This window comes from Actinomadura geliboluensis, from assembly GCF_005889745.1.
Lineage (GTDB): Bacteria > Actinomycetota > Actinomycetes > Streptosporangiales > Streptosporangiaceae > Spirillospora > Spirillospora geliboluensis.
Genome location: NZ_VCKZ01000311.1, coordinates 1 through 11,066 on the forward strand (window position 1 = coordinate 1; position 11,066 = coordinate 11,066).

At 73.2% G+C, this 11,066-nt stretch carries 13 protein-coding genes; 7 read left to right on the plus strand and 6 right to left on the minus strand.

Annotation, left to right across the window (positions count from 1 at the left end):
- Positions 1-825, plus strand: an 825-nt coding sequence (locus tag ETD96_RS32185; RefSeq protein ID WP_138640257.1) for an asparaginase, incomplete at its 5' end; no start/stop codon positions are given.
- Between the two features lie 50 nt (positions 826-875).
- Here ETD96_RS32185 and ETD96_RS32190 read toward each other — a convergent pair.
- The 5 genes from ETD96_RS32190 to ETD96_RS32210 form a co-directional block, all read right to left on the minus strand.
- Positions 876-1,259 carry a hypothetical protein gene (locus tag ETD96_RS32190; protein WP_171069335.1) on the minus strand — a complete coding sequence of 128 codons (384 nt, stop codon included), beginning with the start codon at positions 1,257-1,259 and terminating at the stop codon, positions 876-878.
- A gap of 40 nt (positions 1,260-1,299) precedes the next feature.
- Entirely contained in the window at positions 1,300-2,544 is a 1,245-nt protein-coding gene (locus ETD96_RS32195; RefSeq protein WP_138640259.1) for a CynX/NimT family MFS transporter, read from the minus strand.
- On the minus strand, positions 2,541-3,248 hold the full coding sequence (locus ETD96_RS32200) for a FadR/GntR family transcriptional regulator (RefSeq protein WP_205719549.1): 708 nt from the start codon (positions 3,246-3,248) through the stop codon (positions 2,541-2,543). Before ETD96_RS32200 ends, ETD96_RS32195 begins: the two co-directional genes overlap by 4 nt.
- A gap of 76 nt (positions 3,249-3,324) precedes the next feature.
- Complete coding sequence (locus ETD96_RS32205) at positions 3,325-3,696, minus strand: hypothetical protein (protein WP_138640260.1); 372 nt, start codon at positions 3,694-3,696, stop codon at positions 3,325-3,327.
- 80 nt (positions 3,697-3,776) lie between these two features.
- Positions 3,777-5,534 carry a DUF2207 domain-containing protein gene (locus ETD96_RS32210; RefSeq protein ID WP_138640261.1) on the minus strand — a complete coding sequence of 586 codons (1,758 nt, stop codon included), beginning with the start codon at positions 5,532-5,534 and terminating at the stop codon, positions 3,777-3,779.
- A 132-nt stretch (positions 5,535-5,666) separates the two neighbouring features.
- Between ETD96_RS32210 and ETD96_RS32215 the strand changes: the two genes are divergently transcribed.
- From ETD96_RS32215 to ETD96_RS32235, 5 genes are all read left to right on the plus strand, one after another.
- The gene (locus tag ETD96_RS32215) at positions 5,667-6,650 is read left to right on the plus strand and encodes a neutral zinc metallopeptidase (protein WP_240808378.1); all 984 of its coding nucleotides are present in this window, start codon (positions 5,667-5,669) and stop codon (positions 6,648-6,650) included.
- 97 nt (positions 6,651-6,747) lie between these two features.
- Positions 6,748-7,197, plus strand: a complete 450-nt coding sequence (locus ETD96_RS32220; protein ID WP_240808379.1) for a helix-turn-helix domain-containing protein — start codon at positions 6,748-6,750, stop codon at positions 7,195-7,197.
- Complete coding sequence (locus ETD96_RS32225) at positions 7,194-7,604, plus strand: hypothetical protein (protein ID WP_138640262.1); 411 nt, start codon at positions 7,194-7,196, stop codon at positions 7,602-7,604. Before ETD96_RS32220 ends, ETD96_RS32225 begins: the two co-directional genes overlap by 4 nt.
- Positions 7,605-7,810: 206 nt before the next feature.
- Positions 7,811-8,176 (plus strand): DUF2516 family protein, encoded by a 366-nt coding sequence (locus ETD96_RS32230; RefSeq protein WP_240808380.1) that lies wholly within the window; start codon positions 7,811-7,813, stop codon positions 8,174-8,176.
- A gap of 16 nt (positions 8,177-8,192) precedes the next feature.
- The gene (locus tag ETD96_RS32235) at positions 8,193-8,924 is read left to right on the plus strand and encodes an alanyl-tRNA editing protein (protein ID WP_138640263.1); all 732 of its coding nucleotides are present in this window, start codon (positions 8,193-8,195) and stop codon (positions 8,922-8,924) included.
- Positions 8,925-8,994: 70 nt separating this feature from the next.
- Here ETD96_RS32235 and ETD96_RS32240 read toward each other — a convergent pair whose 3' ends face one another.
- Entirely contained in the window at positions 8,995-9,639 is a 645-nt protein-coding gene (locus ETD96_RS32240) for a TetR family transcriptional regulator (RefSeq protein ID WP_138640264.1), read from the minus strand.
- 71 nt (positions 9,640-9,710) lie between these two features.
- On the opposite strand from ETD96_RS32240, the gene ETD96_RS32245 reads away from it, so the two are divergent.
- Positions 9,711-11,066: MMPL family transporter (locus ETD96_RS32245; RefSeq protein ID WP_171069336.1), on the plus strand; the 1,356-nt coding region annotated here is incomplete at its 3' end.

Consider the following 11,066-nt stretch of genomic DNA (forward strand, 5'->3'; position numbering starts at 1 on the left):
ATCTTCCCGCGGTCGGCCAACAAGCCGATGCAGGCCGTCGCGATGCTGCGGAGCGGGCTCGGCCTGGACGACGAGCTGCTCGCGCTGGCGGCCGGCAGCCACTCCGGGGAGGACTTCCACGTCGAGGGCGCCGAGAAGATCCTCGCCGGCGCCGGGCTGGTCGCCGACGACCTGCGGTGCCCGCAGAGCTGGCCGATCGACCCCGAGGCGCAGCAGGCGGTCGCGCGGCAGGGCGGCGGCCCGTCCCGGATGCGGATGAACTGCTCCGGCAAGCACGCCGCGATGCTGGCGACGTGCGTCGCGGCGGGCTGGCCGAAGGAGACCTACCTCGACCCCGCGCACCCGCTGCAGGAGGCGGTGCGGGAGGTCGTCGAGGAGCTGGCCGGGGAGCCGGTCGCCGCCGTCGGCGTGGACGGGTGCGGGGCGCCGCTGTTCGCGGTGTCCACGGTCGGGGTCGCGCGGGCGTTCCGCGCGCTGGTGCTCGCCGCACCGGGCAGCCCCGAGCGGCGCGTGGCGGACGCGATGCGCACCCACCCGCAGTGGACGTCCGGCACCCGGCGCGAGGAGCGGCAGCTCATGGACGCCGTTCCCGGCCTGCTCGTCAAGTGCGGCGCCGAGGGCGTGGACGCGTTCGCGTACACCGACGGCCGGGCGGGGGCCGTGAAGATCGACGACGGGGCGATGCGCGCGCGGACCCCCGTCACCGTGGCGCTGCTGCGGGCCCTCGGCCTCGACGAGCCTGGCCTGGAGGAGCTGGCCGTGGTCGAGGTGCGGGGCGGGGACGGCGTCGTGGGCGCAGTCCGTCCCGCGCCCGACGTGTTCTAGCCGGAACGCGCCGCGCGGCAGCGTGCCGGGCGGCGCGTCCTAGGCGCGTCCTAGCGGGTCTCGGGCGTCCGCTTGAGCTGCTCGATCTCCTCCTTGAAGACCGTCTGCTCGTAGAGGATGCCGTCCGGCCACACCTTCTTCGGTTCGCGGCCGGGCTGGGGGTTGTCCTTGCGGAACTCCTCCCACTGGCCGTCCCGCGCCGGCGGGTAGCTGTGGGAGAACATCCCCGGCCGGTAGGTGTACATTCCGCCCTGCTCCATGCCGCGGTGGTTCTCCTGGTCGTTCCGGCGGTCGGGGTGGATCTTCCGGGACGACGCCGTCCGGGTCATGTAGAGACGGGCGACCGTCAGCACAGTGCCCACCACAATGATGATCCACACCCACCTGAGCGCGACGCTGGGCGTGGCCGTCTCGGCAAGAGTCGCGGCGAGCATCGTGGTCACCTCCCGATGGCGTATCGGCCCCAACACGGGGTCAATTAGGGATGTGTCCGCTGATATGCGAGTTAACCCCCTCGGAAGGCGCGGAAGGGGCGCCGACCGTGCGGAGGCGGCCCGCCGCCACCCCGGGCACCGCCATGGCGGCGCACACCGCGAGCACGCCCGCCATCGGAACGCTCCAGCCGCCGGTGGCGTCGTGCAGCGCGCCGAGCGCGAGCGGGCCGAGCGCCGCGATGACGTAGCCGACGCCCTGCGCCATCCCGGACAGCTGCGCCGCGACCTGCGCGTCGTGGGCGCGGAGCCCGATGAACGACAGCGCGGTGGCGAACCCGAGGCCCTGGCCGAAGCCGAGGACCACCGCCCAGCCCCACACCGACCCGATCGGCGCCCACGTCGTCCCGGCGAAGCCGACCAGGGCCAGCACCGCCGTGGCGACCACCAGCGGGCGCTGGTCGCGCGTCCGGCGCGCCAGCACCGGGACGGCCAGCGACCCGATCGCCTGGACCCCCGACGTCAGGGCGAGCACGTAGCCGGCGGCGGCCTCGTCCATCCCGCGGTCCTGGCAGATCGTCGGCAGCCAGCCGAGTACCACGTAGGCGAGCAGCGACTGCAGGCCCATGAACACCGTGACGTGCCAGGCGAGGCCCGACCGCCACACCAGCGCCGTGACGCCGCGCCGGTGCGCCGCGGGCGGCGCCGACCGGGCCGCGTGCGCCGCGCGGCGCGCCCGCGGCACCCACAGCAGCCCGGCCAGCGCGGCGGGGACCGCGAGCAGGCCGAGCGGCAGCCGCCAGCCGGAGTCGAAGGCGTGCTCGACGGGCACCGCGAACCCCGACGACAGCGACGCCCCGGCCGTCACCGCGACCGTGTAGACCGCCGTCACCGTGGTGATCCGGGCGGGATGGTCGCGCTTGATGATGCCCGGCATCGCGATGTTGCCGATGCTGATCGCGATCCCGGCGACCAGCGACCCGGCGAACAGCGCCGCGGAGCCGTCCAGCAGCCGCAGCAGCAGCCCGCCGACCAGCAGCGCCATCGCGCTGACCAGCAGCGTCTCGCCGCGCGGCGCCCGCGGCAGGAACGCCGCGACCAGCCCGTAGGAGCCGAAGAAGACCAGCGGGAGGGTGGTCAGCGCGCCCGCCGCCGTCCCGGACAGCCCGAACTCGTCGCTGATCTCGGTCAGCACCGGGCCGACCGCCGCGATCGCCGGCCGCAGGTTGACCGCCACCAGGACGATCATGAGCAGGGAGCCGGCCAGCCCGGCGCGCCGCGCCGTCACGGGGCCGCCTCGCCGCGCGCGGTCCCCTCGCCGAGCAGGGACTCCAGGACGGTGAGGGTCGGCTCGGCGACGGCCGCCGCGGCCGACGCCGCCGCCTCCGGGTCGCCCGCCGCGATCGCGTCCAGCACGGCGCGGTGCCGGGCCGGGCCCGCCTCGGGGACGTCGTGGTCGAGCCGGATCGCGCGCATCGACTCGTGCAGCCGGTCGATGAAGTACCGCATCGCCTCGATGAGGACCGGGTTCCGGGACGCCTCCGCGACCCCCAGGTGGAACCGCGCGTCGGCGGCGCCGAACGCGTCCGGCTCGGTCGCCTCGTCGCGGGCGCGCAGCAGCAGTTCCAGCCGCTCCAGGTCGGCGGCGGTGCGCCTGCGGGCCGCGAGCCGGGCCGCCTGGACGTCGTAGGCGAGCTGCACCTCGAACACGTCCCGCGCCGACGCCCGCGCGACCCGGCGCAGCAGCGGGCGCGGGTCGGCGCTGCTGCGCACGTACGTCCCGTCGCCGCGCCGCACCTCCAGCACCCCGACGTGCGACAGCGCCCGGATCGCCTCGCGGACGGCCGGACGGCTCACGCCGAGCTGGGCGGCGAGGTCGGTCTCCGCCGGGATCCGCTCGCCGACCGGCCAGGAGCCGGCGCTGACCTGCGCTTGGAGCTGCTCCAGCACGGCGTCCACCGTCGAGCCGCTGGAAACGGGACTCAATCCCACGAACCCTCCCAAGTAAGACGTCAGACATCTTACGTGGGGTGATCAGGGGCGGTCGAGGCCGGCCGGGTCGGGGGGGTCAGCGTCCGCCGAACAGGCGCCGCCGCTTCCGCCTGCGTCCCTTCCGCGGCGGTTCGGGCCGCTGGACGGCCTCCTCCTCGGCGCGGGCCTGCTCGATGTGCTCCATGACCTCGCGATGCGTCACTGACGGCGCGGGGTCGCGGCGCGTCCGCTGGGACGGGCTGCCCTGGATGACCCCGCCCTGGACGGGCCCGCGGTTGGGCAGGCCGCCCATCGTCCTCCGGCTGCGCGGCGGCTTGCGGGACGCGGTGAGGGTGACGACCACCCAGAAGACGACCGCGAGGAAGATGACGGCCGGCCCCACGTAGAAGAACCAGGAGGTCCCGAGGTCGCTGCCGCCGGGCGGGGGGAGCTGGTCTGCCAGGAACATGAGGCGACACCTCCTCGCCCCGGCACCTACCCCGCGTCAGGCGGTTAACCGCCCGTGCCCGCCCGGCGCCCGGCGCCCGGTCACAACCCGCGCGACTGCGAGATGGAGCCGGAGGTGGCCAGCGTGAACGTGCGCATCGACTCGGCGAACTTCGACAGGTCCCACTCGGCCGGGCCCTCGTACCAGTACAGGTTGTCGGCGCCCTGCTCGCCCGCGTCCTTGACCGTCTCCGCCCATTTGGGGACGGTGCCGAACACGACCGCGTACGGCAGGAACCGGGAGAACAGCGCGATCCGCTGCCGGGACGCGACGGCGTCCCCGTCCGGGACGGCGCCGCGCTCCAGGAACGCCCGGAACCCGATCGTGTGCGCGAGCACCGTCGCGCCGCGCGCCGTCTTCGCGGGCATGTACTGGCCGCCATAGGCCAGCGCCGCGCCCGCGATGATCAGCGCGAGGCCGGCGAGGGCCCACTCGGTGGTGAGCGCCAGCGCGACCGTCGCGCCGATGCCGAGCAGCGTCACGAGGATGCCCGCGACCGTCCAGCGGGACCGGACGGTGTCCGGGCGGCGGGCGAACCAGCCCTGCTTCACCACGTCGTCGTACATCGCGGACCTGACCTGCGCCAGCTTCGTCGCGAACGTCCCGCCGAGCTCCGACAGCTTCACCGCGTCGCGGCCCGTCCCGTCGGGGGCGGTGAGCAGCGCGTCCAGCAGGATCCGCTCGTAGGGGAGGAGGTCGACCTGCGGGCGGTCGAGGCGGCGCAGCGTCCAGTCGAGGCGGCCGGTGCGGGCCCGGTCCTCCTCCTCGATCAGCAGGTAGCCGCGCACCGCGAGGTCGACGATCGTCGCGGTCACGTCGATCACGTCGGCCTGCTCGTCGATCAGCGTGCCGATCTGGCCGGGCCGCACCCCGTCCGGCGGCTCGAACTCGGCCCCGGCGACCGGCGCCTGGTCGCCCTCGGCGGCCTTCTTGCCCACGACCCGGGCGTCCCGGCCGCGCAGCAGGTAGAGGGCGGCGACGCCGCCGACCAGCAGCACCAGCAGGCCGGCGAGCACGGAGCCGGTCACGGCGTTGACGGAGAACGCGGTCGCGAGCGTGTGCCGCCGCTCGTAGAGCGCCTTGCCGCCGGTCGTGCCCGCGGGCAGGCCCGCGACGACCGTCAGGTACTCGCCGGGCAGCATGCCCTGCTGGGCGTAGACGCCCTGCGTGTGCGTGTGGTTCGTGTAGTACTGCGTGCAGCCGATCGTGCTGCCGATCGGCCCGGTGAAGCAGTTGACGCTGCGGATCATCGCGCCGCCGTCCACGACGGCCTTGGCCTCGTCCACCGGGACCTTCCAGCCGCCGATCACCGGCCAGCGCAGCTCCTCCGCGCCGCCCATCGGGGTGATCGCGCCGCGCAGGTCGTACTCCAGCACCACGGTGCGGTTGCCCTTCAGTGCGCCGGTGCCGCTGACCTTGACGGTCGTGCGCGTCTCGCCCTCGGACGCGCTGACCCGCGTCGGCCCGCCGTCGGGGCTGCTCGCCCGCAGGTTGTCCAGCTTGTAGACGCGGTCCTCGCTGAGGCTCTCGTGGACGCGGGTCTGGAACGCCCGCTGGAAGCCCTTCTGCCCGGCGAACCGGTAGACGACCGTCTCCTTCACCTTGACGGTCCCGCCCTTGCCGGCGGTGAGGACGACCTCGTCCTTGAGCACCCGCTCCGCCGGGGCGGCCGTCCCGGCGCCCGGCCCCGCCGCTACGGCGGGGGTGGTCATGACGGGGCTCAGCGCCACGGCCGACACCGCGGCCGACACCGTCAGGACGACTGGCCGGAACCGGAACAACGCCGCAAGAGCAGACATGGCCGCAAATAGTATCGGGAACGCGTGCGATGATTCTGCGCTATGGCAGGTCAATACCCCCCGCCGCCACCATCGTCGCGGCCACCGGCCCCGCCGTACGGCCGTCCCCCTTATGGCGGGCCCCCGCACGGCGTGCCGCCCTACGGCGCGCAGCCGCCGGGCGGCCCGGGGTACGGGCCGGGGTACGGGCAGCCTGCCTACGGGCAGCCGCAGTACCGGTACGTCCCGATGCGCCCGCCGCCGCGCCGCAGCGCGGGCGGGACGATCGCGGGCATCTTCGGCGGGCTGACGGCCCTGGTCGTGCTGGCGATCGTGGTGCTCTCCGTGCTCGGCGGGACGCAGGGCGCGGGCGGCACGGGGACGAGCACCTCGTCCGGCCGCGGCGCCGAGTCGATGTCGCCCAAGGAGAAGGCCACCGACAGCAAGCTGTACAAGAGCGGGCCGCTGACGTCGGTGAGCTGCCGGCTGCCGCGCATCCTGCCGTCCGCCGACTCGATGCGCCAGTTCATGGACACCCTCAGCGACTGCCTGGACACCGCGTGGACCAAGCAGTTCCAGAAGGCCGGGATCTCGTTCAACAAGCCCAACCGCGTGTTCTGGGTGAACCCGGGGCGCAGCCCCTGCGGCACCTACCCGGCGCCGGGCGCGTCCGCTTTCTACTGCCCGGCGAACAACACGATGTACGTCGGCCTGGAGCACGTGGTGGAGACGTCGGGCGGCGAGCCCCTGTCCCACTACGCCGTGTACGCGCGGGTGATCGCGCACGAGTACGGGCACCACGTCCAGGACCGCGCGGGCATCCTGCTCTACGGCGACCGGCAGATCGAGACGGGCGACACCGCGACCGGCAACGAGGCGAGCCGCCGCATCGAGCTGCAGGCGCAGTGCTTCGCGGGCGCGTTCCTCGGCTCGGAGCGGTCCACGCTGCCGATGACCCGGGAGCAGTACGTCGCGATGATCATGGACGTGCGGGGCCGCGGCGAGGACCGCAAGCCGGTGGAGGAGCGCGACCACGGCTCCGGGCGCCACTACGCGGGCTGGGTGGTGACCGGCTTCAACGGCCGCGACCTGACCGTCTGCAACACCTGGATCGCGCCGTCCTCCAAGGTCGACTGACCTCACCTTTCCGACCTTTCCGGCATGTGAGGCGATTCACCACGAAGTGCTAGCAAGGGCGCTTGCAATTGCAAGCACCATGACGCAGGGTGGAGACATGGCAAGTTCGAAGGTCGGCTCCATCGGGGAGTACATCCGGGAACAGCGCACGCGCGCGAAGATCTCGCTGCGCCAGCTCGCGGACGTCTCGGGCATCTCCAACCCGTACCTGAGCCAGATCGAGCGCGGCCTGCGCAAGCCGAGCGCCGAGATCCTGCAGCAGATCGCCAAGGGGCTGCGGATCTCCGCCGAGGCGCTGTACGTGCAGGCCGGCATCCTTGAGGACCGCGAGGCCGACACCGACGTGATGGCGGCCGTCCGGGCCGACCTCCTGCTCACCGAGCGGCAGAAGCAGGTCCTGCTCGACATCTACGCGTCGTTCCTCAAGGAGAACGAGGCCACCGGAGCGACCGGCACCGGGTTCGCCGACGCGGCGGCCCGGGACGACCGGGACGCGCCGGAACCATCAGAGCCGCATGATTCCCATGGAAAGGAAGAGGTCGGATGACGCTGGCCAGCAACCTCCGAGAGAACAAGGCCGTCTACACCGTGGCCGGCGCCGGCGACTTCGCGGTCGAGAAGCTCCGTGAGGTCCCCGGGCAGGTGGACCGCTACCGCGAGCAGGTCCGCGAGACCGTGGACCGCTACCGCGGCGAGGTCTCCCGCTACCAGCAGCGCGTCGAGGCCAAGGACCTGCCGGGCGCCGCGGTCGCGTACGCCACGCACTTCGGCACCCGCGCCGTCGAGTTCATCGACGAGCTCACCGAGCGGGGCCGCAAGGTCGTGAACCGCGAGGCCGTCCAGGTCGCCGAGATCACCGAGCCCGAGCCGAAGCCCGCCGCCCGGACCCGCACCGCGCCGCAGCGCCGCGCCAACGGGACCGCCCGGCAGAGCCGCACCACCGCGAAGAAGTAACGGCGCCGCCGTGAGGGGCCCGGCCGGGAACATCCGGCCGGGCTCCTTCGTCTGTTCCAGCAGGTCGGCGCGCGGCCGTCCGCCCCTCTGGACAGTGCGCATAGGGTTGGGGTGGAAGACGCCGTGTGAGCCGGCGAGCCATGTGAGCGACGAGCCGTGTGCGCGACGAGAGTCGCCGTCCGAGACGAGCAGGAGCGCTGATAGCCGTGGAGGGCTTCAATGTGCTGGACTACTTCTTCTGGCTGCTGCTGATCATCGCCTTCGTGATGGAGGCGTGGGCGCTGATCGACTCGCTGACCGTGCCCGAGGGCGCCTACGCCGCGGCGGGCAAGTGGCGCAAGCGGCTCTGGATGATCGTGCTGATCGTCGCGACGGTCGTCGGCGCCGCGTACGCGGTCGCGCCGGCGGCGCTCGGCGCCAGCCCCATCGCGCTGCTGATCGGCATCCTGCCGGTCGCCGCGTTCATCGCCGCCGCCGTCTACCTGGCGGACGTCCGGCCCGCCGTCGCCCCGTACAAGAAGAAGAACGGCGGCCGCGGCGGTTCCCGATCCGGCCCCTACGGACCCTGGTGACCTCTACCGTGAGGCCATGAGCGAGACCCTCGGACGCACCACCCGGCTGGAACTGGACGATCAGGCGCTGCGGGACTGGGAGGCCGTCGTCCTCGACGCGGGCCCGGACGGCATCGTCCTCGACCGCTCCGCCTTCTACCCCGGCGGCGGCGGGCAGCCGCCGGACCACGGCGTCCTGCTGTGGCAGGGCGTCCAGACCCGGATCGCGGGCGTCCGCAAGGGCGACGACCTGGTCCTCATCCCGGTGGAGGACGACCCGGTCCCGCCCGCCGGCACCGTCGTCCAGGCCGCCGTCGAGGACGACCGCCGCACCGCCCTGATGCGCACCCACTCCGGCCTGCACCTGCTGTGCGGCGTGGTGTTCCGCGACTACGGCTGCCTCGTCACCGGCGGCAACATGGAGCCGCTGACGGCTCGCATGGACTTCGACCTCCGCGAGGTCCCGCCCGGTTTCAAGCAGGCCGTCGAGGACGCCTGCAACGCCGAGGTCGAGGCCGACCGGCGCATCGACGTCAGGACGCTGCCGCGCGCCGAGGCGTTCGAGATCCCCGACATCATCCGCACCGCGACGAACCTGGTGCCGCCGGAGGTGGCGGACGTCCGGATCGTCGACATCGTCGGGCTCGACACGCAGGCCGACGGCGGCACCCACGTCGGCTCCACCAAGCAGATCGGCCGGATCACGGTCGCCAAGGTCGAGAACAAGGGCCGCGGCTTCCGCCGCCTCCGCATCAAGATCACCGACTAGCCGGGCCGTGGGCCGGGTACCGGCGGCGGGCGCCTCCGCCGCCGGTACCCGGGGTTCGGGGGACGGCGCTCTAGGGTGACGGCCGCGACAGGGCGTCGACCGAGATCAGGCCGTGCTCCACGATGTCGACCGCGCGGTCGAGGGCCGTCCGCATCGACAGGGGGTCGTAGCCCTCGCGGCGGCAGTGCGCGACGACCGCCTGCATGCCGCCGATCGCGATGCCGGACGCGGCGACCGCGTCGATCTCGGAGATGCCGGGGCACAGCTCGCGCAGCAGCGCCTCGATCACCTCCTGGGCGTCGGTCATCCGCTGCAGCGCGCGGGCCCGGAGCGCGGGGCGCTCCAGGACGAGGGCGATCTGCACCGGCCCGTAGTCGCGGTGCTCCGCCACGAGCGCGTTGAGGACGTCCACGATGCTGCGCCGGATCGTCTCCATCGGGGTCTCGCCCGGGGTGCGGCGCAGCCGTTCGGAGACCTCGGCGAGCCGGTCGTCGATCTCGGCGAAGACCACGTCCTCCTTGGACGGGAAGTAGCTGAAGAACGTGCGCGGGGCGACGTCGGCGGCGGCGGCGATGTCGGCGATCGTCGTCTCCTCGTAGCCGCGCTCGGCGAACAGGCGCAGCGCGGCGGTCGCGATGGCCTGCCGGGTGCGCAGCTTCTTGCGCTCGCGCAGGCTCGGCCGCTCCGTCCCCTCGCCGCCGTTCGCCTCGTCCATGTGACGCACGTTACCACCATTGCAAAGTTGCACGTATTGCAAATCTGCACCGATGGGTGTTCTCTGCGGACATGGCGCGATTCCTGGACGCACTGGGGCGTCTCTGCGTGCGGCGGCGGCGCACCGTGTTCGAGCTGTGGGTCGCCGTCATCCTCGGCACCGGCGTCCTCGGCCTGACGCACGGCGGCATGTTCGTCCAGCAGAGCACGCTGCCCGGCACCGAGACGCAGCGCGCCATCGACGCCCTCCACCAGGACTTCCCGGCGATGACCGGGCCGACCGCGACCGTCGTGTTCCACGAGACCCGCGCCGCGAGCCCGGCGGACTGGCGGGTCGCGCTCACCATCGGCCGGTCGATCGAGAACATCGGCGCGCTGAAGCGCGTCGCGTTCGTCGAGAACCCCTACGCGCAGGGCATGGGCGGGCTGAAGGACGACAACGCGGTCGTCGTCCGGCTGAACCTCACCGGCACGATGAGCGACATCTCGCACGCCGACCTCGACGCGCTGAACCGCGCCGTCGAGCCCGCCCGGATGGCGGGCCTGGAGGTGAAGTTCGGCGGCATCACCGCGATGATCCTCAACCAGCCGAAGGGCGGGCCGCAGGAGGGCGTCGGGATCGTCCTCGCGCTGGTCGTGCTGCTGCTGGCGTTCGGGTCCTACCTCGCGGCGGGCATCCCGATCCTGGTGTCGCTGTGCGGGATGGCCGTCGCCTACTCGCTGATCCACTTTTCCGCGTCGCTGTTCCAGATCGCCCCGACCGCGCCGATGGTCGCCGCGATGCTCGGCATCGGCGCCGGAATCGACTACGCGCTGTTCATCGTCACCCGGTACCGGCAGCAGCTCGCCGAGGGCGACGACGTCGAGACCGCGGTCGGCCGGGCCATGGCGCACTCCGGGCACGCCGTCGTCTTCGCCGGCGGCACCGTCGTGTTCGCGATCTGCGGGCTGTTCCTGTCCGGGATCGAGTTCATCGGGCGGATCGGGATCGCCACCGCGCTCGCCGTCGCCGTCATGGTCGTCGCCGCGCTGACGCTGCTGCCCGCCCTGCTCGGCGCGCTCGGCACGCGCATCGACCGGTACCGGCTGCCGCGCGTCCGGCCCGACCGCAGCTCGCGCCGCTGGACGGCCTGGGGGCGCCATGTCGACCGGCACGCATGGCCGTACGCGATCGTCGCGACGCTCGTCCTGCTGGCGCTGTCGATCCCGACGCTCAGCCTGCGGTTCGGCGTGATGGCGGACAGCATGTCGTCGCCGAAGATGGAGGCCCGGCAGGCGTACGACATCGTCGCCCGCGAGTTCGGCGCCGGGCATTACAGCCCGTTCGTCGTCGTCGCGAAGGTGCCGGGGGAGGAGCAGCGCGCCAAACCGAAGCGGGTCGTGCCCACGGTGGACGGGCGGGAGGGCCTGTCCGGCCTGACCGGGCCG